This window comes from Paracoccus marcusii (genome assembly GCF_028621715.1).
In the GTDB taxonomy this organism is placed as follows: domain Bacteria; phylum Pseudomonadota; class Alphaproteobacteria; order Rhodobacterales; family Rhodobacteraceae; genus Paracoccus; species Paracoccus marcusii.
Genome location: NZ_CP117466.1, coordinates 1,417,226 through 1,438,142 on the forward strand (window position 1 = coordinate 1,417,226; position 20,917 = coordinate 1,438,142).

The 20,917-nt window shown below is 69.7% G+C and carries 21 protein-coding genes; 11 read left to right on the forward strand and 10 right to left on the reverse strand.

The genetic code is table 11. The annotated features are described in order from the left end of the window. Positions 1-60 precede the first annotated feature (60 nt). Positions 61-780, reverse strand: a complete 720-nt coding sequence (locus tag PRL19_RS06965; RefSeq protein ID WP_045999975.1) for an LrgB family protein — start codon at positions 778-780, stop codon at positions 61-63. Further along, positions 773-1,153 carry a CidA/LrgA family protein gene (locus PRL19_RS06970; RefSeq protein WP_273744347.1) on the reverse strand — a complete coding sequence of 127 codons (381 nt, stop codon included), beginning with the start codon at positions 1,151-1,153 and terminating at the stop codon, positions 773-775. The genes PRL19_RS06965 and PRL19_RS06970 overlap by 8 nt, the downstream gene beginning before the upstream one ends. Positions 1,154-1,309: 156 nt before the next feature. Here PRL19_RS06970 and PRL19_RS06975 point away from each other — a divergent pair, with 156 nt between their 5' ends. The 4 genes from PRL19_RS06975 (at position 1,310) to PRL19_RS06990 (ending at position 7,251) form a co-directional block, all read left to right on the forward strand. Then, positions 1,310-4,759, forward strand: coding sequence for a chromosome segregation SMC family protein (locus PRL19_RS06975; protein WP_273744348.1), 3,450 nt, complete (start codon positions 1,310-1,312; stop codon positions 4,757-4,759). 43 nt (positions 4,760-4,802) lie between these two features. Further along, on the forward strand, positions 4,803-5,258 hold the full coding sequence (locus PRL19_RS06980) for a RidA family protein (protein ID WP_045981051.1): 456 nt from the start codon (positions 4,803-4,805) through the stop codon (positions 5,256-5,258). Then, positions 5,258-6,007 carry a glycerophosphodiester phosphodiesterase family protein gene (locus tag PRL19_RS06985; RefSeq protein WP_045999978.1) on the forward strand — a complete coding sequence of 250 codons (750 nt, stop codon included), beginning with the start codon at positions 5,258-5,260 and terminating at the stop codon, positions 6,005-6,007. Before PRL19_RS06980 ends, PRL19_RS06985 begins: the two co-directional genes overlap by 1 nt. A gap of 101 nt (positions 6,008-6,108) precedes the next feature. Beyond that, the gene (locus PRL19_RS06990; RefSeq protein WP_273744349.1) at positions 6,109-7,251 is read left to right on the forward strand and encodes a GNAT family N-acetyltransferase; all 1,143 of its coding nucleotides are present in this window, start codon (positions 6,109-6,111) and stop codon (positions 7,249-7,251) included. Between the two features lie 75 nt (positions 7,252-7,326). Here the strand turns inward: PRL19_RS06990 and PRL19_RS06995 are convergent, their stop codons facing one another. Next, positions 7,327-7,812: a peroxiredoxin gene (locus PRL19_RS06995; RefSeq protein ID WP_273744350.1), complete on the reverse strand. Its 486-nt coding sequence runs from the start codon at positions 7,810-7,812 to the stop codon at positions 7,327-7,329. A 74-nt stretch (positions 7,813-7,886) separates the two neighbouring features. Here PRL19_RS06995 and PRL19_RS07000 point away from each other — a divergent pair, with 74 nt between their 5' ends. Together PRL19_RS07000 and rsmD are read left to right on the forward strand one after the other, a co-directional pair. Further along, a complete protein-coding gene (locus PRL19_RS07000; RefSeq protein WP_273744351.1) occupies positions 7,887-9,089 on the forward strand; it encodes an NAD(P)/FAD-dependent oxidoreductase in 1,203 nt (400 codons plus the stop codon). 76 nt (positions 9,090-9,165) lie between these two features. Continuing rightward, positions 9,166-9,741 carry a 16S rRNA (guanine(966)-N(2))-methyltransferase RsmD gene (rsmD, locus tag PRL19_RS07005; protein ID WP_273744352.1) on the forward strand — a complete coding sequence of 192 codons (576 nt, stop codon included), beginning with the start codon at positions 9,166-9,168 and terminating at the stop codon, positions 9,739-9,741. Between the two features lie 112 nt (positions 9,742-9,853). Here rsmD and PRL19_RS07010 read toward each other — a convergent pair whose 3' ends face one another. After that, complete coding sequence (locus PRL19_RS07010; protein WP_273744353.1) at positions 9,854-11,047, reverse strand: pyridoxal-phosphate-dependent aminotransferase family protein; 1,194 nt, start codon at positions 11,045-11,047, stop codon at positions 9,854-9,856. A 297-nt stretch (positions 11,048-11,344) separates the two neighbouring features. On the opposite strand from PRL19_RS07010, the gene PRL19_RS07015 reads away from it, so the two are divergent. The 3 genes from PRL19_RS07015 to dinB are packed head-to-tail and all read left to right on the forward strand — an operon-like array spanning position 11,345 to position 14,801. Then, on the forward strand, positions 11,345-13,009 hold the full coding sequence (locus PRL19_RS07015; RefSeq protein ID WP_273744475.1) for an ABC transporter ATP-binding protein: 1,665 nt from the start codon (positions 11,345-11,347) through the stop codon (positions 13,007-13,009). After that, the gene (gene ygfZ, locus PRL19_RS07020; protein ID WP_273744354.1) at positions 13,006-13,725 is read left to right on the forward strand and encodes a CAF17-like 4Fe-4S cluster assembly/insertion protein YgfZ; all 720 of its coding nucleotides are present in this window, start codon (positions 13,006-13,008) and stop codon (positions 13,723-13,725) included. Before PRL19_RS07015 ends, ygfZ begins: the two co-directional genes overlap by 4 nt. Beyond that, positions 13,722-14,801, forward strand: a complete 1,080-nt coding sequence (gene dinB, locus PRL19_RS07025) for a DNA polymerase IV (RefSeq protein WP_273744355.1) — start codon at positions 13,722-13,724, stop codon at positions 14,799-14,801. Before ygfZ ends, dinB begins: the two co-directional genes overlap by 4 nt. On the opposite strand, the gene PRL19_RS07030 is transcribed toward dinB, so the two are convergent. The 3 genes from PRL19_RS07030 to efp all read right to left on the reverse strand — a co-directional run bounded on the left by PRL19_RS07030 (position 14,798) and on the right by efp (position 16,853). Continuing rightward, positions 14,798-15,163, reverse strand: coding sequence for a DoxX family protein (locus PRL19_RS07030; protein WP_045999986.1), 366 nt, complete (start codon positions 15,161-15,163; stop codon positions 14,798-14,800). The two genes, dinB and PRL19_RS07030, sit on opposite strands and share 4 nt — an antisense overlap. Continuing rightward, positions 15,160-16,143, reverse strand: a complete 984-nt coding sequence (locus PRL19_RS07035) for an MBL fold metallo-hydrolase (RefSeq protein ID WP_273744356.1) — start codon at positions 16,141-16,143, stop codon at positions 15,160-15,162. The genes PRL19_RS07030 and PRL19_RS07035 overlap by 4 nt, the downstream gene beginning before the upstream one ends. 146 nt (positions 16,144-16,289) lie before the next feature. Beyond that, on the reverse strand, positions 16,290-16,853 hold the full coding sequence (gene efp, locus PRL19_RS07040) for an elongation factor P (protein ID WP_042251708.1): 564 nt from the start codon (positions 16,851-16,853) through the stop codon (positions 16,290-16,292). A gap of 372 nt (positions 16,854-17,225) precedes the next feature. Here efp and PRL19_RS07045 point away from each other — a divergent pair, with 372 nt between their 5' ends. Continuing rightward, positions 17,226-17,552, forward strand: coding sequence for a DUF6280 family protein (locus tag PRL19_RS07045; protein WP_042251710.1), 327 nt, complete (start codon positions 17,226-17,228; stop codon positions 17,550-17,552). Between the two features lie 50 nt (positions 17,553-17,602). Here PRL19_RS07045 and PRL19_RS07050 read toward each other — a convergent pair whose 3' ends face one another. Both PRL19_RS07050 and PRL19_RS07055 read right to left on the reverse strand, forming a co-directional pair. Then, the gene (locus PRL19_RS07050) at positions 17,603-18,556 is read right to left on the reverse strand and encodes a 1-phosphofructokinase family hexose kinase (RefSeq protein ID WP_273744357.1); all 954 of its coding nucleotides are present in this window, start codon (positions 18,554-18,556) and stop codon (positions 17,603-17,605) included. A gap of 1 nt (position 18,557) precedes the next feature. Continuing rightward, positions 18,558-18,965 carry a metallopeptidase family protein gene (locus PRL19_RS07055; protein WP_045981063.1) on the reverse strand — a complete coding sequence of 136 codons (408 nt, stop codon included), beginning with the start codon at positions 18,963-18,965 and terminating at the stop codon, positions 18,558-18,560. 80 nt (positions 18,966-19,045) lie between these two features. On the opposite strand from PRL19_RS07055, the gene gltX reads away from it, so the two are divergent. Next, positions 19,046-20,368: a glutamate--tRNA ligase gene (gene gltX, locus PRL19_RS07060; RefSeq protein ID WP_273744358.1), complete on the forward strand. Its 1,323-nt coding sequence runs from the start codon at positions 19,046-19,048 to the stop codon at positions 20,366-20,368. 136 nt (positions 20,369-20,504) lie between these two features. Here the strand turns inward: gltX and PRL19_RS07065 are convergent, their stop codons facing one another. Then, on the reverse strand, positions 20,505-20,681 hold the full coding sequence (locus tag PRL19_RS07065) for a hypothetical protein (protein ID WP_273744359.1): 177 nt from the start codon (positions 20,679-20,681) through the stop codon (positions 20,505-20,507). Positions 20,682-20,917: the final 236 nt, after the last annotated feature.

Sequence of the window (20,917 nt, forward strand, 5' to 3'; positions counted from 1 at the left end):
AAAAGGAGGTATTTGGACAAAGGAGACTGACTTCTTCTTTGTCCAAATACCTGAAAGCGCCTAGCCGCCGAACAGACGCAGGGCCAGCGGGGCGATGATCGCCGTCAGCACCGCGTTCAAGCCCATGCCGATGCCCGAAAACGCGCCTGCCGTGGCGTTTACCTGAAACGCCCGGGCGGTGCCGATGCCATGCGCGGCGACGCCCACCGCAAATCCGCGCGCGCGCCAGTCGCGGATCTTCATCGCGTTCAGCAAAGGCGTGACCACGATCGCGCCGAAGATGCCCGTCAGCAGAACCAGCGCCGCGGTCAGCGTGGGCTGACCGCCCAGCTGTTCGGCGATGCCGATGGCCACCGGCGCGGTGGTGGATTTCGGTGCAAGCGAGGCCAGGACCGATCCCTCGATCCCGAAAGCGCGGGCGATCAGCAGGGCCGAGACGACCGCGACGCCCGATCCGGCCAGCAACCCTGCCAGCATCGGCCACGCCGCGCGCCGCACGCGGGGCAGGTTGTCATAAAGCGGCAGCGCCAGCGCCACGGTGGCCGGTCCCAGCATGAAATGCACGAACTGCGCGCCGTCGAAATAGGTGGCGTAGTCGGTTCCCGTCATCCCCAGCAGCACCGCCAGCAGGATCACCGCGATCAGCACGGGGTTGGCCCAGCTGGCGCGGCCCAGCCTGCGCGACACCGCATCGCCCGCCAGGTACGCGACCAGCGTGGCGGTCAGCCACAACAGCGGCCCCTGCGCCAGATAGGACCAGATCAGGACCGGATCACTCACGCCCCTGGTCCCTCAGGGCGGCGCGTTCCTCGGATCCGGTCAGGCGGGCCACCGCGGTGAAGGCCCAGGCCCCTGCGGCGATGGCCAGCACCGTCGATCCCGTCAGGGCGGCGGCCAGCCCCAGCCCCTGTTCGCGCAGCAGATCCCAGTGGGCCACGATGCCGACGCCCGCAGGCACGAAAAACAGCGACAGATGCGCCAAGAGTCCCGTCGCCGTGGGGCGGATCGCCTGCGCCAGGTCGGGGCGCAGGATGAAGGCCGCGACCATCGCGATCAGTCCGACCACCGGGCCGGGCAGGGGCAGGCCCAGGCCGCGCGAGGTGATCTCTCCGAGCAGCTGGAACGTCAGGATGATGGCAAGGCTGCGGATCATGCCGCCAGAGTAGCGTGCGGCCCCCGGTCGCGCCAGTGGCGACGCCGCGCATCTTGTGGATAAGTATCCCGGCGGGGCGACATCTTGCGGTCCGGTTGACTTGTCCCCCCTGCGGATGGACAATCCGCCAGCCTTTTCGAATCTGGACCCGACCCCTTGCGCTTTGACCGCCTGCGACTGAACGGCTTCAAGAGCTTCGTGGACCCGACCGATCTGGTCATCCGCGAGGGGCTGACGGGCGTGGTCGGGCCGAACGGCTGCGGCAAGTCCAACCTGCTGGAGGCCCTGCGTTGGGTCATGGGCGAAAACCGCCCTACCGCGATGCGCGGCGAGGGGATGGAGGACGTGATCTTTGCGGGCACCACGCGCCGCAATGCCCGTGCCCATGCCGAAGTTTCGCTGAGCGTCGACAACCGCGACCGTCTGGCGCCTGCGGGCTTCAACGAGGACGACCAGTTCGACATCACCCGTCGCATCACCCGCGACGCGGGCAGCGCCTACAAGATCGCCGGCAAGGACGTGCGGGCGCGCGACGTGCAGATGCTGTTTGCGGATGCCTCGACCGGGGCGCACAGCCCGGCGCTGGTTCGGCAGGGCCAGATCAGCGAGCTGATCAGCGCCAAGCCCAAGTCGCGTCGCCGCATCCTGGAGGAGGCGGCGGGGATCTCGGGGCTTTACGCGCGCCGCCACGAGGCGGAGCTGAAGCTGAACGGGGCCGAAGGCAACCTGACGCGCGTCGACGACACGCTGGACCAGCTGTCGTCCCAGGCCGCGACCCTGGCCCGGCAGGCGCGTGCGGCGGCGAAGTACCGCGAGATCGGCGCCGCGCTGCGGCTGGCCGAGGGGCTGCTGCTGTATCGCCGCTGGTCGGATGCCGAGGCTGCGCGCCTTGCTGCGGCGCAGGCCCTGGCCGAGGCGGTGCGGGCCGCCGGTCAGGCGGGCGCCGCCGCCGATGCCGCCGCCCTGCGGCGGACCGAGACCGAGGCCGCGCTGCCGCCGCTGCGCGAGGAAGAGCAGATCGCCGCCGCCTTGGTCCAGCGGCTGGCCGTGGAGACCGAGGCCCTGGCCGAGGCCGGGCGGCGCGCGACCCAGGCCATCACCGCGCTGTCGGGGCGTCTGGCGCAGCTGGACCGTGACATCGATCGCGAGCAGGCGCTGAACCGCGATGCCGAGGAGGTCGTGCGCCGCATGACCTGGGAGGCCGAGCAGCTGCGCGCGGGCGGCGAGGGGCATGACGCGCGGCTGGACGCCGCCACAGCCCAGGCCGAGGCCGCCGCCGAGACGCTGCACGAGGTCGAGGCCCGGCTGGCCGAGCTGACCGACGAATCCGCCCGCCTGGCCGCCCGCCATCAATCGGCCGAGCGTCTGGCCCATGACCTGCGCGCCATGTTCGACCGCGCCGACCGGGCCGCCGCCGAGGCCGCCGAGGCGCTGGCCGCCGCCGATGCCGCCGGAGAGGCCGCGGCCGCCGCGCTGGACCGGGCGGATGCCGCGCAGGATCAGGCCCGCGACCGCACCGAGGCCGCCGAAGATGCGCTGGCCGAGGCCGAGGCCGGGCGCGCCGCGCTGGAGACCCGCGAGGCCGCCGCCCGTCAGGCCCGCGCCGCCGCTGAGGGCGAGGCCGCGGCCTTGGCCGCCGAACGTACCGCCCTGCAGCGGCTGGTCGATCGCGGGCGCTCCGGGGGTGCCACGCTTCTGGATCAGGTGGCCGTCGCGCGGGGGCACGAGGCCGCGTTCGGGGCCGCCCTGGGTGACGATCTGCGCGCGGGCGTGGGCGGCGACGGGTCGGGCTGGCACGACCTGCCGGGCTGGGACGATCCGCAGCCCTTGCCCGACGGCGCCGTGCCGCTGGCACCACATGTGCGCGGCCCGGATCTGCTGGCGCGGCGGCTGTCGCAGACGGGGCTGGTGCTGGACGCAGGCCAGGGGGCCTCGCTGCAGCCGATGCTGTCGGCGGGACAGCGGCTGGTGACGCCCGAGGGCGACCTGTTTCGGTGGGACGGGCTGCGGGTGATGGCGGGGCAGGCGCTGTCCTCGTCCGCGCTGCATCTGCAGAAGGTCAACGAGCTGGCCCATGTGACCGAACAGGCCGAACGTGCCGAGGCCCGCGCCGAGGGGGCCCGCGAGACCCACGAGGCGGCCCGCGCTGATCTGGCCCAGGCCGCCGAGGTCGAGAAGTCGGCCCGCGATGCCCGTCGCGAGGCCGAGCGCCTGCTGTCCGAGGCCGCGCGCGCCGCGACGCGGGCCGAATCCGATCTGGCCATGGCCTCCAGTCGCGCCGACGGGGCGCGGGCGGAGCTGGCGCGCCACCGCGCCGATGCCGCCGACGCGCAGAGCCGCCTGACCGAGGCCGAGGCGCAGCTGGCCGCGCTGCCCGACCGCGCCGATGCCGCCGCCGCGGTCGAACATGCCCGCACCGGCGTCGAGGGCGCGCGCATCGCCACGATGACCCGCCGCGCCGCGCTGGACGAGTTGCGCCGCGAGGGGCAGGCCCGCACCAAGCGTCTGCAGGAGATCGTCAAGGAGGAATCGGGCTGGCGGCTGCGCCTGGAGCAGGCCGGCACGCGCGCGGCCGAGCTGTCCGCGCGGCGCGACGCCACCGCCGATGAGCTGGCCGAGGCGCAGGACCAGCCCGCCATCCTGGCCGAGCAGGAGGAGGCGCTGGTCACGCGCGGGGTGCAGCTGGAGACGCGGCTGACGGCGGCCCGCGCCGCGCTGACATCCGCCGAGGACGCCGCACGCGCCGCCGCCCTGGCCGAGCGCGAGACAGAGCGGCAGGCGGGCGAGGCACGCGAGGCCCGCGCCGCGCGCGAGGCCCGCCAGGAGGCCGCCCGCGAGGCCGAGGCCCTGGCCCGCGCCCGCATCCGCGAGGAGACCGAGCAGGGCCCCGACCAGCTGCGCGCCGCCTTGGGCGAGATCGACCTGACCGCCCCCGTCGACCGGCTGGAACAGGAGATCGCCCGCCTGCGCGGCGCGCGCGAGGCCCTGGGCGCGGTCAACCTGCGCGCCGACGAGGACAAGCGCGCCCTGGAGGCCGAACGCGACGGGCTGGCCGCCGAGAAGACCGACCTGGAGGAGGCGATCCGCAAGCTGCGCGCCGGGATCGGCAGCCTGAACCGCGAGGGGCGCGAGCGCCTTCTGGCCGCGTTCGAGACGGTGAACGCCAATTTCGCCACCCTGTTCACGACGCTTTTCGGGGGCGGCGAGGCGCGTCTGGTGATGGTCGAATCCGACGACCCGCTGGATGCGGGGCTGGAGATCATGTGCCAGCCGCCCGGCAAGCGGCTGTCGACGCTGAGTCTTTTGTCCGGGGGCGAACAGACGCTGACCGCGATGGCGCTGATCTTTGCGGTGTTCTTGGCCAATCCCGCGCCGATCTGCGTGCTGGACGAGGTCGACGCGCCGCTGGACGATGCCAATGTCAGCCGCTTCTGCGACCTCCTGGACGAGATGACCCGCCGGACCGACACGCGGTTCCTGATCATCACCCACCATGCCGTGACGATGGGCCGGATGGACCGGCTGTTCGGCGTCACCATGGTCGAGCAGGGCGTCAGCCAGCTGGTCAGCGTGGACCTGAAATGCGCCGAGGCTCTGGTCGCCTGACGCGACCCGCGCTAGGGTCCGGGCGAAACCAAACGAGGATCCCATGAGCGTCGAACAGACCCTGGCCGAAAAAGGCATCACCCTTCCCGCAGCACCCATGCCGGCGGCGAACTATGTCCCCTTCGTGCAGACCGGCAACCTGGTCTTCATCTCGGGCCAGATCAGCGCGGATGACAACGGCCTGATCACCGGCAAGCTGGGCGACACGACCAGTCTGGAGGACGGTGCCGCCGCCGCGCGCCGCTGCGGGCTGGCGCTGATCGCGCAGCTGAAGGCCGCGATCGGCAACCTGGACCGCGTGACGCGGGTGGTCAAGCTGACCGGTTTTGTGAACTCGACCCCTGACTTCACCGATCAGCCCAAGGTCATCAACGGCTGTTCCGATCTGATGGTCGAGGTCTTCGGAGAGGCCGGGCGTCATTCGCGCGCCGCGGTGTCCGCGCCCTCGCTGCCCTTCGGCGTCGCGGTCGAGATCGAAGCCGTCTTCGAGGTCCGCTGATGCTGGACCCGCGCTTTCTGACCGTGCCGATCACCCATCGCGGCCTGCATGGCGCGGGGGTCCCCGAGAACAGCCTGGCCGCCGCCCGCGCCGCGATCGAGGCGGGCTACGGCATCGAATGCGACATCCAGCCCGGCCCGGACGGAGAGCCGCTGGTCTTTCACGACTATCGGCTGAAGCGGCTGACCGGGGCCGAGGGTGTGATCGGCGCGACCGACGCGCAGACGCTGGCCGGTCTGCGCCTCTTGGGCACGGACGAGCCGGTGCCGACGCTGGCCCGGTTCCTTGACCTGGTCGCGGGCCAGGTGCCGCTGCTGATCGAGATCAAGGACCAGGACGGCGCCTGCGGGCCAGATGTCGGCCCGCTGTCCACGCGCGTGGCCAAGGTGCTGGCAGGCTATGACGGGCCGGTGGCGGTCATGTCCTTCAACCCGCACATGATCGCGGCCTTCCGCGCCGCGGCTCCGGATGTGCCGGTGGGCCTGACCACCTGCGCCTTTCCCGAGGGCGACTGGCCGCAGGTCGCGCCCGCCCGACGCGAGGAGCTGGCGCAGATCCGCGATTTCGATGCGGTGGGGGCGTGCTTCATCTCGCATGACAAGGGCGATCTGGACAATCCGCGCGTCGATGCGCTGCGCGCGCAGGGCGTTCCGGTGCTGACCTGGACCATCCGCAGCGCCGCCGAGGAAGAGGCCGCCCGCCGCGTCGCCACGAACATCACCTTCGAAGGCTATCGCGCGGCGATCTGACGCCTTTTCGCTGCACAAATACCCAAGGGGCGCCGACCTGCGGCGCCCCGCGACACCGGCGGGCCCTGACAAGCCGCGCCCCGCACCCTATCTTCCGGGGCATGACCGACATGATGACCCTGACCACCCATCCCTCGATCGCCGCCATCGCCCCAGAGGTCTGGGACGCTCTGGGCGACGGCAATCCCTTTACCACGCACCGCTTCCTGTCCGCGCTGGAGCAGTCCCGATCCGTGGGCACCGGCACCGGCTGGCAGCCGCTGCACCTGACGCTGGAGCGCGACGGGCAGATCGTCGCCGCGGCGCCGCTTTATGCCAAGTCGCACAGCCAGGGCGAATACATCTTCGACCATGCCTGGGCGCAGGCCTATGTGCGGGCGGGCGGGCGCTATTATCCCAAGCTGCAATGCGCGGTGCCCTTCACCCCCGCCACTGGCGCGCGCCTGCTGGCCCGCGACGACGAGGCCCGCGCGGGCCTTCTGGCTGGTCTGATGCAGGTGGCCGAGCGGCTGGACGTGTCGGGGGCGCATGTCACCTTCTGCACCGAGCACGAGGCCGATCTGGGCGAGGCGGCGGGGTTCCTGCCGCGCGTGACGCAGCAGTATCATTGGCTGAACCGCGGCTATGCCAGCTATGACGATTTTCTGGGGGCGCTGTCCTCGCGCAAGCGCAAGGATCTGCGCAAGGAGCGTGCCCGCGCGCAGGCGTTCGGCGGCACGATCCGGCACCTGACCGGCGACGACTTGAGGCCGCATCACTGGGACGCGTTCTGGGAATTCTATCAGGACACCGGGGCGCGCAAATGGGGGCAGCCCTATCTGACGCGGGCCTTCTTCGACCGCATCCAGGACACGATGCGCGACGACATCCTGCTGGTGCTGGCGGAGGTCGACGGCCGGCCCATCGCGGGGGCGTTGAACTTCCTGGGGCCGGACGCGATCTATGGCCGCTACTGGGGCTGCGTCGCGGATCACGCCTTTTTGCATTTCGAGCTGTGCTATCACCAGGCCATCGACCATGCGATCGCGCATGGGCTGGGCCGGGTCGAGGCGGGGGCGCAGGGGGATCACAAGCTGGCGCGGGGATATGAGCCGGTGCCGATCCATTCGCTGCACTGGGTGCGCGATCCGGGCTTCCTGCGCGCGCTGGAAAACTATCTGGATCAGGAACGCGACGCGATGGGCGCCGAGATCGAGGCGCTGGCCGAGTTCACTCCCTTCCGCAAGGGTGATCCGTCGCCGTGAGTGGGCCGTTGCGTCCCGCGAAGGGCCGGGGGGCCAGCCCCCCGGCCCCCCCGGTGTCGTGCCATGGGTCTGCGGTCAGACCTTTTCCAGCAGGGCCTCTCCGGCGCTGACGCTGCAGGTGCCGGGACTGTCCTCGACATCCATCGATTTGACCACGCCGTCCTGGACATAGGCCGCAAAGCGCTTGCAGCGGCCGAAGAAGCCGACCGGAGGCGCGGTGAAGTTCAGGCCGAGGGCCTTGGTCATGCTGCCGTCGGCATCGGCCAGGACCTCGATCCCGGCCTCGGTCGCGCCGGTCTGATCGGCCCAGGCCTTGGCCACGAAGGGATCGTTCACGGTGATGCAGACGATGCGCGACACGCCCTTGGCGCGGAACGCGTCGGCGCTGCGCACGAAGCTGGGCATATGCGCGTTCGTGCAGGTGCCGGTGAAGGCGCCCGGCAGGCCGAATAGGGCGACCTTGCCCTGCATCAGGTCGGCTGTGTCGACGGTCTCGGGGCCGGCCTCGCTCACGCGCAGCAATTGGCCCTGGGGCAGCTTGTCCCCGGCGGTGATGGTCATCGCATTCTCCTGAATTGCAACGGATTCGCGGCGACTATAGGGTGCCTCCGGTGAACAGACCAGAGAGGCGGCAGATGCGCATCGTGATCGTGGGCGGGGGGCAGGCGGCAGCGTCGATGGCGGCGCGGCTGCGGGCCAAGGGCCACGAGGGGCCGCTGACCGTGATCGGAAACGAGCCCGCCGCCCCCTATCAGCGCCCGCCCTTGTCCAAGGCCTATCTGCTGGGCCAGATGGGGCTGGACCGCCTGACGCTGCGCGCGCCCGAATGGTGGCGCGACCAGGGGATCGCGCTGCACCTGTCTGAAACCGCGCTGTCCATCGACAGGGCGGGGCAGGTCCTGACGACCGATCGGGGCACGTATTCCTATGACGCGCTGGCGCTGACCACGGGCGCGGCGCCGCGGCGCCTGCCCGCGGCGATGGGCGGCGACCTGCCCGGCACGCATGTGATCCGCAGCCTGGCCGATGTCGACGCGCTGGCGCCGCAGATGCGCGAGGGGCGGCGCCTGGTGGTGATCGGCGGCGGATATATCGGACTGGAGGCGGCGGCAGTCGCGCGCAAGCTGGGCCTGGAGGTCACGCTGATCGAGGCGGCATTGCGCATCCTGGGCCGCGTCGCGGCCGCCCAGACCGCGGACCTAATCCGCGCGCTGCACCGGGCGCACGGCGTCACCATCCTGGAAGGCACAGGGATCAGCCGCATCACCGGAGACGACCGGGCGACCGGGGTCGCGTTGACCGACGGCCGGCAGATCGACGCGGATCTGGTGATAATGGGCATCGGCGTGCTGCCGGAAACCGCGCTTGCCGGCGCGGCGGGGCTGGATCTGGACAACGGCATCGCGACTGACCTGCACGGCCGCACGTCGGATCCGTCGATCTGGGCCGCGGGCGATTGCGCCAGCACGCCCTGGCAGGGCGGGCGGCTGCGGTTGGAGAGCGTGGGCGGGGCGATCGACATGGCGGAATGCGTGGCCGACAACATGCTGGGGCTGACGCGGGACTATGTGCCCAAGGCATGGTTCTGGTCGGACCAGTTCGATGCCAAGCTGCAGATCGCGGGTCTGAATGCGGGTCATGATCAGGTCGTCACGCGGGCGGGGCAGGGCGATCACGCCGCATCGGTCTGGTATTACCGGCAGGGGACCCTGATCGCGGTCGATGCGCTGAACGACGCCCGCGCCTACATGATCGGCAAGCGCCTGATCGAGGGCGGGATCAGTCCGGACCCGGCGGCGATATCGACCGTCGCGGACCTCAAGGCGCTGATGGCATGACCGGGTCCGGTTCGCAGATCGGCCCAGGGGGGTGCGGGGGGCAGGATGCCCCCCGCCGCCACCGCGGGACGCCATCATGAGGATCGTCGGCGGCACGCTGCGCGGCCTGAAGCTGGCAGACCTGGGCGCAGGCGATCCGGCGGCGCATCTGCGCCCCACGACCGATCGCGTCCGCGAGGCGATCTTCAACCTGCTGATCAACGGCACGCACGGCAATCCGCTGCCGGGGGCGCGGGTGCTGGACCTGTTCGCCGGGACCGGGGCGCTGGGGCTGGAGGCGTTGTCGCGCGGCGCGGCCCACGCGACCCTGGTCGATGACGGCGCCCGCGCCCATGCCCTGATGCGGCAGAACATCACCAAGGCCAGGGTGCAGGACAAAACCAGCCTGCTGCGCCGTGATGCGACCAGGCTGGGGCGGCACGAGGGGCCGAGGTTCGACGTCGTGTTCCTTGATCCGCCCTATGGCCAGGGGCGCGGAGAGGTCGCATTGGCCTCTGCCATGCGGGGCGACTGGATCGGCGCGGGGGCGTGGATCATCTGGGAGGAATCGCGCCCGCCGATGCTGCCCGCCGGAGTCACGCTGCTGGGCCGGCGCAGCTATGGCGATACGGTGGTGACCTTGGCGCGCGTCGCAGGCAACGAAGCTGCGTAAAAGCCACCTTTTGATGTCGTATCCAACCTGAGGCGAACGCCCGTCACCTGCACGCAGTCGCACTGGTCCGAACCAGCAGCCTGGCGCGCGTGGCGCCTGACGGCCCGGCGCGTCAGTGCCGGCCGCCGTCGGCGGTTCCTGCCGAACGGGCGATGCTGGCCGCCGCCGTCTCCAATGCGCCGGTTCCGTGCGGGATGCCAAGGGCGGTCAGCCCGGCCTCGATCGCGCCGAGCGTGCCCAGCAGGACGCCCGCGTTGGTGTGGCCCATATGCGCGATGCGCAGCGCACCCGACGGGTCGGGCGCGCCCAGGCCCACGCCCAGTGTCACGCCGCATTCGCGTGTCACCCAAGCCCGCAGCGCGTCGGCCCCGGGCAGCGTCACCGCGGTCACCGAACAGGCCCGGGCGGCGGGATCGGCCACCGACAGGCGGATGCCGCCGCCGACCGACCAGGCGTCGACCGCGGCCCAGGTGGCGCGGGCCAGTCGGTCGTGGCGCGCCCAAGTTGCCTCCAGCCCTTCTTCGTCCAGGATCATCGTCAGCGCCTCGGACAGGGCGAAGATCTGCTGGACGGGCGGCGTGCCGCCCCACCAGCGCCACAGCGCGTCCGACCCCGCGCGCAGGTGCCAGTCCCACCATGGAGACGTCAGCGACGTCCGCCCGCGCGCCGCCGCCCGGTCGGAAAACCACACGAAGACCGTGCCGGGCGGGCACATCAACCCTTTCTGGCTGGCGGCGATCAGCACGTCGACGCCCCAGTCGTCCATCCGCATCGGCGCGCAGCCCAAAGACGCGATGGCATCCACGACCAGCAACGCCGGGTGATCGCCCATCGCCGCCCGGATCGCGCGGATGTCGGCCAGGGTCGCACTGGCCGTGTCGGTCTGGCACACCATCACGGCGCGGATGCGGCCCTGCGGGTCCTGGGCCAGGCGGGCCGCCAGGCGCGCGGGATCGGGGGCAAGCGCGCCGAAGTCCAGCCGCTCGACCGAGACGCCCAGACCTTCGGTCATCTCGGCCCAGGACCGGCCGAAATGGCCGCTGGTCAGCACCAGCGCCAGGTCGCCGGGGGCGAACATGTTGGCCGACGCCGCCTCCCAGCCGGCATGGCCGTTGCCGATATAGGGCGCCAGGTTTGCCCGCGTCCCCGCCAGGCGCTTCAGCTGCGCCATGACCTGCAGGTTCACCTGCGCCAGATCGTCGGCATAGATGTCCGGCGAGGCGCGGTGCGCCGCGTTCAGCACGCGGGCCGGCACCGGCGAGGGTCCGGGAATGGCAATCAGGTCGGGTCCGGGGGCAAGGCTCATCGCAAGCGTTCCTTCACATCGTGCAAGATCGGTACGGCCACACCCCGTCCGCGTCAACGGGGGGTGGCCTTGTGGCGCAAGGTCGGAACGGGGTATGGCTGGGCGTGATCGAAAAGGGCGCCCGCGCCCGCGACCGAAAGGCCCGACAGACACGTGGACCCGCGCCAGGACAGCCCCTCCCGATTGATTGCCGCCGCGACGCGCGGCGCGACCGTGCCGCCCGCCCCGGATGCGTCCAAGGTGCCGGGCCTACTGCGGCGGCTGTGGGACGACTATCTGCGACAGCACTGGGGCAAGATGGCGCTGGCCTTCTTCCTGATGACGCTGGAGGGGTCCACCCTGGCGCTGATCAGCTGGATGCTGAAGCCGTTGTTCGACCTGGTCTTCATCGGCAAGCAGCCGGGCGCGATCTGGTGGGTGGGGGCGGCGATCTTCGGCATCTTCCTGCTGCGCGCGGTCACGCTGGTGGCCAGCCGGGCCTTGCTGACGACGATCTCGCTGGCGGTGTCCACGACGATGCAGACGCAGCTGCTAGCGCATATCCTGACGCTGGACAGCCGGTTCTTCCGAGACAATTCGCCCGGCGCGATGATCGAGCGGATCCAGGGCGACACGATGGCGGTCCAGGGGGTCTGGGCCACGCTGATCACGGGGGCCACGCGCGACGCCATCAGCCTGGTGATGCTGTTCGGGGTGGCGCTGAGCATCGATCCGATCTGGACGCTGGGGGCGCTGGTGGGCGCGCCGATCCTGATCATGCCCGCCGCGATGGTGCAGAAATACATCCGCCGCAAGGTGCGCCAGAACCGCGTGAACGCCAGCCTGCGCGCCACCCGGCTGGACGAGGTGCTGCACGGCATCGCCTCGATCCGGCTGAACCGGGCCGAGGCGGACCAGACCGCCCGCTTTGCGGCCATCGTGTCCCGCATCCGGGCATCCGAAACCAAGGTCGCGGCGACATCCAGCGTAATCCCGGCACTGACCGACGTGGTGACGGGCATCGGCTTCGTCGCGGTGCTGGCGCTGGGCGGAAACCAGGTGATGGACGGTGATCGCAGCGTCGGCGACTTCATGGCGTTCTTCACCGCGCTGGCGCTGGCGTTCCAGCCGATGCGCCGCCTTGGCGGGATCGCCGGCGTCTGGCAGACCGCCGCCGCCAGCCTGGAGCGCATCTATCACGTCTTCGACACCCGTCCGACGGTCGTGTCCGGCCCGCGCACCGCGCCGCCCGACACGACCGAGATCGTTCTGGACGACGTCTGGCTGTCCTATGACGGGCAGGTCGTGCTGCACGGGCTGTCCTTCACCGCCAAGGCCGGCCAGACCACCGCGCTGGTCGGCCCGTCGGGGGCGGGCAAGTCCACGGTCTTCAACCTGCTGACCCGGATGGTCGACCCAGACCGCGGCTTGGTCAGCCTGGGCGGCGCGCCGGTCAGCGACTATGACCTGGGCGTGCTGCGCGACCAGTATTCGACCGTGGCCCAGGAATCGGCTCTGTTCGACGAGAGCCTGCGCGACAACATCCTGATGGGCCGCCCCGACGCATCCGATGCCGACCTGCAGGCCGCGCTGAAGGCCGCGAATGTCATCAACTTCCTGGACGATGGCCGCACGCTGGACAGCCCCGTGGGCCCGCGCGGGTCGGCCCTGTCGGGCGGACAGCGCCAGCGCGTGGCGATCGCCCGGGCCCTGCTGCGCGACGCGCCCGTGCTGCTGCTGGACGAGGCGACCAGCGCCCTGGACACGGCCAGCGAACGTCTGGTCCAGGATGCGCTGGACCATCTGTCGCGCGGACGCACCACGCTGGTCATCGCCCACCGCCTGTCGACGATCCGCAACGCCGACAAGATCGTCGTGATGGAATCGGGACGGGTTGTCGAACAGGGCAGCCATGACCAGTTGATGGCCAAGGGCGGCGCCTATGCCCGCCTTGTCGCGCTGCAATTCGGAGACAATGAATGAGCCGCCAGATCATCCGCCTGACCGGCGAGGACCGCCTGCCTTTCCTGCAGGGGCTGGTGACCAACGATGTGGCCCGTGCCCCGGTCTGGGCCGCGATCCTGACGCCGCAGGGCAAGTACCTGGCCGATTTCCTGGTCGTGCCCGACGGCGACGCGCTGCTGATCGACGTCGATGCGCGGCTGGCCGACGACCTGCTGCGCCGCCTGTCGATGTACAAGCTGCGCAGCAAGGTCGCGCTGGACCTTGTGGACATGCCCGTCGCACGCGGCACCGGTCCCGCACCCGAGGGTGCGGTGGCCGACCCGCGGCATCCGGCCCTGGGCTGGCGGCATTACGGCGCGGCGGGGGATGACGGCACGGATTGGGACGCCATCCGCGTCGCGCATTGCATCCCCGAGACATTGGTCGAGCTGATCCCGAACGACACCTATATCCTGGAGGCCGGGTTCGAGCGTCTGCACGGCGTGGATTTCCGCAAGGGCTGCTATGTCGGTCAAGAGGTCACCGCGCGGATGAAGCACAAGACCGAGTTGCGCAAGGGCCTGACCGTGCTGCGGATCGAGGGTGCCGCCCCTGTCGGCACGCCGATCACCGCCGAGGGACGAGAGGTCGGCGCGGTCTTCACCCAGTCCGGCGGGCAGGCCATCGCCCATGTCCGCCACGACCGCGTGGCCCCCGAGATGCAGGCCGGCGAGGCGCGGCTGTTCCCGCTGTGACCGACCCCGCGCCGGGGCCCCGCAAGATCATCCATATCGACATGGATGCCTTCTTCGCCTCGGTCGAGCAGCGCGATTTTCCGGAACTGCGCGGCAAGCCGGTTGCCGTGGGCGGGTCTGCCGCGCGGGGCGTCGTGGCTGCCGCCAGCTATGAGGCGCGGGTGTTCGGGGTGCGGTCCGCCATGCCGTCAGTGACGGCGGCCCGGTTGTGCCCCGACCTGATCTTCGTGCGGCACCGGTTCGACGTCTACAAGCAGGTCAGCCAGCAGATCCGCGACATCTTCCTGGACTACACCCCCCTGGTCGAGCCTTTGTCCCTGGACGAGGCCTATCTGGACGTGACCGATTACCTTGACGGGCGCACCGCGACCAAGATCGCGTCCCAGATACGCGCCCGCATCCGCGAGACCACGGGCCTGACCGCCAGCGCGGGCGTCAGCTACAACAAGTTCCTGGCCAAGCTGGCATCCGATCAGAACAAGCCCGACGGTCTGTGCGTGATCACGCCAGAACAGGGGCCGGGCTTCGTGCTGTCCTTGCCGGTGGGCAAGTTCCACGGCGTGGGGCCCGCGACGGCGGCCAAGATGCAGGCGATGGGCATCGCCACCGGGGCCGACCTGCATGCGCAGGACCTGGACTTCCTGCTGCGGCGGTTCGGCAAGTCGGGGCGGTACTACTGGAACATCGCGCGGGGCATCGACCACCGCCGGGTCAGCCCCGACCGCATCCGCAAGTCGGTGGGGGCCGAGAACACCTATTCCGCCGACATCATGGCGCTGGAGGCGGCGCTGGAGGCACTGGAGCCCTTGGCCGCCAAGGTCTGGGCGGCCGTCGCGCGCCACGAGCTGCGCGGGCGCACCGTGACGCTGAAGGTCAAGTTCAGCGATTTCCAGCAGATCACGCGCGCCCGCAGCCTGGGTCATGCGGTGGCCTCTCAGGACGAGCTGCTGTCCATCGCGCGCGATCTGGCGGCGGGGGTGCTGCCCGATCCGCGCGGCGCGCGCCTGCTGGGTGTGACGCTGTCGGGGTTCGAGGCCCCCGATGACGGCCCCGCCCAGCTGTCGCTGTTCGATTAGCGCCAGCGCACCCACCGGCCCGGACCCTGCGCCGCCAGGATCAGCAGGCCCCCCGCCACGGCCCAATTCTTGACCACGATGGTGACCTGCCACGGGTCGGCGCGCAGCTGCCAGTGAAACCAGCTGGTGCCGATGCAATAGACCGCCAACAGCAGCGCCCAGGTCCGCACGCGCGGTCCCAGGATCAGGCAGATGCCCGCGACCAGGTTGAAGGCCGCGACCGGCCAGACCAGTACGCCGGGCAGGCCCAGGCTTTCGATCATGCGGATGACCTGCGTCGGATCGCCGACCTTCTGAAGCGCGCCGCCGATGAACAGGACCGCGATCAGCAGGCGGCCCGTCAGGTTCAGGGCGCTGTTCATGCGCGGGTCGCGAACCAGTCCTCGGGCACCCAGGCGAAGGCGTCGCCGCGCGCCTCGACATGGCCGATGCCGGGAAAGGGCAGGTGCGTGCCCGCTACCGCAATCCGGTCGGCGGTGACCATCTGCAGCAGGTTCCGCCGGGTCGTGGCCGCCTGGCCTGCGTCGGTGTCGAAGGCCACGCCGGCATCCGGGTGGCGGAACTGCAGCGCGGCCAAGGCGGCGGCATCGCCCAGGATGATCATCTGTGCGTCGCCATCCGACAGGCGCAGGCCGCTGTGGCCCGGCGTGTGGCCGGGCAGGGCCATCGTGGTGATGCCGCCGCCCAGGTCGGCCTCTCCGGCAAAGGTCTGGACGCGGTCGCCATAGGCGTCGCGGACCCCGCGGGCCAGCGCGAAGAAGGGCTGGACATCGGCGGGCGCGGCGCTGGCCGTCGCCTCGTCGGTCCAGAAGGCCAGCTCGTCCTCGTTGACGTGCAGCGCGGCATTGGCAAAGACCGCGCCCGCATCGCCCACCAGTCCGCCCGCATGGTCGGGATGCAGGTGCGTCATCACGATCCGGGTGATCTGGTCGGGTGTCACGCCCAATGCCGCAAGCGAGGCCGCCAGATGCCCGGTGGTGGGACCGAAGGCCGACCCGCCGCCCGCATCGACCAGCGTCAGCTGATCGCCCTGGCGGATCAGATGCACGCTGACCGGCACGCGGATCGGTTGTTCGGGGTCCAGATAGGCGGCACGCAGGGCCGCGCCATAGGCCGCATCGTCCAGGTTGACGACCAGATCCTTGGCAAAGTCGAAATGCCCGTCGGCGATGGTGGTGACGGTGGTGTTGCCCAGGATGCGGGTATGCACGGTCGGCAGAAAGGCCGGGATCGCGGCGGCGGCCGGTTCCTGGGCAAAGACCAGGCCGCGGCCCAGGAACGGCATCGCGACGGCGGCGCCCGCTGCGGTCAGCATCAGGTGGCGGCGGGACAGGACGGTCACGGGCATCTCCTTTTTCGGGGTTTGTGCGATCTTTCCCGCGAAGCGATGCCCGGCACCACGCCCCATCAGCGCGTTCACGCAAAGGTGAGAACGCGACGCGCCCCGCAGGGGGCCTGCGGGGCGCGCGTGTCAGGTCGGGCCGTGGATCAGGCGCGTTCGCTGTATTCGAACATCTCGGTGTTGACGACGATCGCCTCGCCCTCGCCCACGAAGGGCGGGATCATGATGCGCACGCCGTTGTCCAGGATCGCCGGCTTGTAGCTGTTGGCGGCGGTCTGGCCCTTCACGACCGGCTCGGTCTCGGCGACGGTGCAGGTGACCTTCTGCGGGATCGAGACCGACAGGGCCTCCTCGCCGTAATATTCGATGGTGGCGGTCATGCCGTCCTGCAGGAAGGGGCGGCGGTCGCCCAAGAGGTCGGCGTCCAGTTCGGTCTGCTCGAAGGTCTCGCTGTCCATGAAGACCAGCTTGCCGTCGGATTCGTACAGGAACTGCTGGTCCTTCTGGTCCAGGCGGACGCGCTCGACCTTGTCCTCTGACCGGAAACGCTCGTTCAGCTTGCGACCGTCGCGCAGGTTCTTCAATTCGACCTGGGCAAAGGCGCCGCCCTTGCCGGGCTTGACGTGGTTCACCTTGACGGCGCCCCACAGGCCCCCGTCATGTTCCAGGATGTTGCCGGGGCGGATTTCATTGCCGTTGATCTTGGGCATGGGATGGGTCTCGTGCGTTTGCGGAAATTTCGGGCCGTCCTGGCATTGCCAGCCGTTGAACGACAATTCTGGCCCCCTATATCGAGGGCTGCGGCATCAGGCAACCAGAACGGAACTGCGGCGTTGTCAAGATGCCAACAAGATCATCGCCACGTCACTGGCGCAGTGGGGTCACGATTTTTCCCGCAATTTGCGCGACATGCAGTAAGGACATGGCAGACATGCGAGTGAAGGGATACCGAATCGGCGGGCCGAACGGCTAAGGCAGCAGGCACCGTCAGAGAAGCGGATTCAAGAAACAGGGGAAACGTCAAGTTTTCCCATAAGGCCCTGACTCCCGATCGGGGCCGCAAGAGAATGGACGAAAACAAGATGCGCGATTTTGTCGACGGCTCGGCCTTCAATTTCGAACAGGGCCAGCGTGCCCGCAAGCTGTTTGCAGCGGTGGTGCTGGCAGCCTTGGATGATGCCATTGCGGATGACAAGAAATACGGCAACGGCCCCGAACAGATCGCCCGTTGGGCGCGCTCGCGCGATGGACGCGAGGTGCTGTCGTGCGCCGGGATCGACCCGAACGAGCGTGTGGTCAAGGGTCTGATGGAATTCGTGTCCAAGGGCGTGCGCACCTCGGTCGCGCTGTCGCGCGAGGAGAGCGAGCGCCGCATGGCCGCCGAGGCCGAGGAAGCCGAAGCCGCCTGAAACCTGCGCGCATCGACGATCAGGGCCGCCCTTTCGGGCGGCCTCTTTTGTTACAGCCGCGTCATGATGCGCTGTGAATAGAAATGGCGGACGTCGGCGGCGTTGCACAACTCGGTCGCGGGCGTCATGACCGCCGCCGAGGCGGCCGCCGCGCCAAGGGCCAGCGCCTCCTGCATGGGCCAGTCGCGCGCCGCCGCCAGCACGAAGCCCGCGACGAAGCTGTCGCCCGCGCCCACGGCGCTGACCACGCGCACCGGCGCCGCTGCGGCATGCCAGGCGCCGTCGGGTCCGGCGATGACCGACCCGTCCGCGCCGCGCGCCACGATCACCGATTTCGCTGCCCCGTTGCGCACCAGCCCCGCCGCGAATTCGGCGCTGTCGCTGCGCAGGGGCAGGGGGCGTCCCGCCAGGCCCTCGGCCTCGTGGCTGTCCATGCGCAGCACGTCGACGGGAATGGACGACCCCGCCAGGGCGCGCAGCGCGTCCCCCGAAGTGTCCACCAGCAGCCGCGCCCGCCCGTCCTTGAGCCTGACGGTCAGCATCTGTTCGAACCCCGGCGCGATGCCCGGCGGGTTCGACCCCGACACGACCACCCAGCCCCCGGCCAGCGCGGCCTCGGCGATGGCGGCGATGGTGCTGGCCAGCTGGGTCATGTGCCATTCGGGGCCGGGCATGACGAACCGGTACTGCCCGCCCGTCGCGCGGTCGGTGACGGCCAGCGACTGGCGGGTTTCGCCCGGCGCGGTCAGGCGCAGCACCTTGAGCCCCGCCGCCTTCAGCATGTCGGCCATGCGCTGGCCCGTCGCGCCGCCCAGGGCCACCATTGCGGTGGACTGGCCGCCGATGATCTTGATCGCCCGGCTGACATTGATGCCGCCGCCGCCCGGATCGACGACCGGCTTGTCGCAGCGCAGCTTGAGGTCGGGCACGACGCTGTCGGCGGCGGTTGACAGGTCCAGCGCCGGGTTCAGCGTGACGGTCAGGATGGGGGCCTGACCGCTCATCTCATTCCCACCAGCGGTCGATGGTGGCGATGTCGTCGTCGGACCAGCCGAAGTGATGCGCCATCTCGTGCGTGACGATATGGGTGACCAGATCGCCCAAGGTCACGTCGCCACGCGACGCCCATTCGTCCATGATCGGGCGGCGGTACAGCCAGATGATGTCCGGCCCGCCCGGCTGGTCGCTGATCGATTTCTCGGTCACGGGGATGCCGTCATAGATGCCGGTCAGGTCGAACGCGTCGTCGATCTGCAGCTCGTCCAGCACGTCCTCTGGGGCGAATTCGGCGACCCGGATGGCGACCTGGGCCGCGGCTTCGCGGAATTCGGGGGGCAGGGTGGTCATGGCGTGCCGGGCCATGGCCTCGATCTCGGCCGCGTCGGGGGCCGTGCGGCCGTTCCAGTCACTCATTCCAGCGCCTCCTGCATGGTCCCCCCGATATGGACAAAAATGCCCGGCTGTGAAAGAGCAACAGCAACAGGAGACGCCCCATGACCATCACCCGTTTCGCGCCCTCGCCCACCGGCCATATCCACGTCGGCAACCTGCGCACCGCGCTGTTCAACTATCTGATCGCCCGCAAGGCCGGCGGCACCTTCATCCTGCGCCTGGACGACACCGACCAGGAACGCAGCAAGCAGGAATATGTCGACGGCATCCAGCGCGACCTGGAATGGCTGGGCCTGCACTGGGACCGGGTCGAGCGTCAGTCGCTGCGCATGGACCGCTATCGCGCCGAGGCTGATGCGCTGCGCGCGTCGGGGCGCCTCTACGAAGTCTTCGAGACCCCGGTCGAGCTGGACCTGAAGCGCAAGAAGCTTTTGAACATGGGCAAGCCGCCGGTCTATGACCGCACCGGTCTGTCGCTGTCAGATGCCGACAAGGATCGCCTGCGGGCCGAGGGGCGCGAGGGATACTGGCGCTTCCTGCTGGATCAGAACCGGATCGAATGGACAGACGGCATCCTGGGCGACATCTCGATCGACGCCGCATCCGTCAGCGATCCGGTGCTGATCCGGGCCGACGGCCAGGTGCTGTACACCTTTGCCAGCAGCGTGGACGACACCGACATGGGCGTGACCCATATCGTGCGCGGCTCGGACCATGTGACCAACACCGCCACCCAGATCCAGATCATCCAGGCCATCGGCGGCACGCCCCCGGCCTTTGCCCATCACAGCCTGCTGACCGGCGCCAAGGGCGAGGAGCTGTCCAAGCGCATCGGCGCCCTGTCGCTCAAGGACCTGCGCGAGGCGGGCGTGGCCCCCGAGGCGCTGATCGCGCTGATGGCGCGGTTGGGGTCGGGCGTGCCGGTCGGGCTGGCCTCGCTGGACGAGTTGGCAGAGGCCTTCGATCTGGGCCAGTTCGGCGCATCGCCCACCAAGTTCGATGCCGAGGATCTGTGGCCGCTGACGCGCGAACGCAACCAGGCGCTGCCCTTCGCGGCGGTGGCCGACCGCATCGCGGCCCTGGGCGTGCCGGACGATCAGGCCGAACGCTTCTGGCGCGTGGCGTCCCAGAACATCACGCGCCTGGACGACCTGGGCGACTGGTGGCGGATCTTCAGCGAGGGCGCGGAGCCCCAGATCGACCCCGAGGATGCCGACTTCATCGCGAAGGCCATGACCCTGCTGCCTGCGGGCCCCTTCACAGACGCGACCTGGGGCGAATGGACCGCGGCGGTCAAGGAGGCCACGGGCCGCAAGGGCAAGGGCCTGTTCATGCCGCTGCGCAAGGCCGTGACCGGCCAGGCGCATGGCCCGGACATGTCCGACGTCATGCCCCTGCTGCAGGTCGTCAAGGCGCGTCCCTGACCCATCCACCCCACGATCCGAACGGGTCCGGCCAAAGCCGGACCCGTTCGCGTTGACGGCATCGAATGGTGCGTCCCGCACCAATGCCGGGCGCAGTGCCTGACAGGCGATGCGCGCTAAATACAATCCGAAAATATTATGCCGCCGATACCTGCACCGTAATTGCCGGTGAATTGCGGATCATCATCTTGGTATTGTCGTGGCTGATGCGCATTCTAAAAAGTGCGCGCTGTTCATTGGAAAATTTGAGCGTCATCCACTGTCGTTCTGATTTCACTCCTTCCGCCTGCCAGTCGTTATCAGCGCCTGCCATTGGAGAAGGCGCTGATAACCACCGGACAGTCGTGCGCCAGGGGCGGTCAGCGCAGCAAGACCGCGATGTCGACTGATTCCGAAGGAAATTGGCGCAGAGTATCGTGCTTTTGCTGAATGTGGAGCGCCTCGGCATAAACACCCGAACGCGGGCGTTTCGGCGAAAAGGAACCACCTGTATAATTGGACAGGCATCTGAATATTCAACCCACTGTAATGACAATTAACTAAACCCTG

Excerpts from the sequence above, each read along its gene's own strand:
- PRL19_RS06970 (WP_273744347.1), bottom strand. The coding sequence starts at position 1,153 with ATGATCCGCAGCCTTGCCATCATCCTGACGTTCCAGCTGCTCGGAGAG.
- PRL19_RS06980 (WP_045981051.1), top strand. The coding sequence starts at position 4,803 with ATGAGCGTCGAACAGACCCTGGCCGAAAAAGGCATCACCCTTCCCGCA.
- PRL19_RS06985 (WP_045999978.1), top strand. The coding sequence starts at position 5,258 with ATGCTGGACCCGCGCTTTCTGACCGTGCCGATCACCCATCGCGGCCTG.
- PRL19_RS06990 (WP_273744349.1), top strand. The coding sequence starts at position 6,109 with ATGACCGACATGATGACCCTGACCACCCATCCCTCGATCGCCGCCATC.
- PRL19_RS06995 (WP_273744350.1), bottom strand. The coding sequence starts at position 7,812 with ATGACCATCACCGCCGGGGACAAGCTGCCCCAGGGCCAATTGCTGCGC.
- PRL19_RS07000 (WP_273744351.1), top strand. The coding sequence starts at position 7,887 with ATGCGCATCGTGATCGTGGGCGGGGGGCAGGCGGCAGCGTCGATGGCG.
- rsmD (WP_273744352.1), top strand. The coding sequence starts at position 9,166 with ATGAGGATCGTCGGCGGCACGCTGCGCGGCCTGAAGCTGGCAGACCTG.
- PRL19_RS07010 (WP_273744353.1), bottom strand. The coding sequence starts at position 11,047 with ATGAGCCTTGCCCCCGGACCCGACCTGATTGCCATTCCCGGACCCTCG.
- PRL19_RS07015 (WP_273744475.1), top strand. The coding sequence starts at position 11,345 with ATGGCGCTGGCCTTCTTCCTGATGACGCTGGAGGGGTCCACCCTGGCG.
- ygfZ (WP_273744354.1), top strand. The coding sequence starts at position 13,006 with ATGAGCCGCCAGATCATCCGCCTGACCGGCGAGGACCGCCTGCCTTTC.
- PRL19_RS07030 (WP_045999986.1), bottom strand. The coding sequence starts at position 15,163 with ATGAACAGCGCCCTGAACCTGACGGGCCGCCTGCTGATCGCGGTCCTG.
- efp (WP_042251708.1), bottom strand. The coding sequence starts at position 16,853 with ATGCCCAAGATCAACGGCAATGAAATCCGCCCCGGCAACATCCTGGAA.
- PRL19_RS07045 (WP_042251710.1), top strand. The coding sequence starts at position 17,226 with ATGCGCGATTTTGTCGACGGCTCGGCCTTCAATTTCGAACAGGGCCAG.
- PRL19_RS07050 (WP_273744357.1), bottom strand. The coding sequence starts at position 18,556 with ATGAGCGGTCAGGCCCCCATCCTGACCGTCACGCTGAACCCGGCGCTG.
- PRL19_RS07055 (WP_045981063.1), bottom strand. The coding sequence starts at position 18,965 with ATGAGTGACTGGAACGGCCGCACGGCCCCCGACGCGGCCGAGATCGAG.
- gltX (WP_273744358.1), top strand. The coding sequence starts at position 19,046 with ATGACCATCACCCGTTTCGCGCCCTCGCCCACCGGCCATATCCACGTC.
- PRL19_RS07065 (WP_273744359.1), bottom strand. The coding sequence starts at position 20,681 with ATGGCAGGCGCTGATAACGACTGGCAGGCGGAAGGAGTGAAATCAGAA.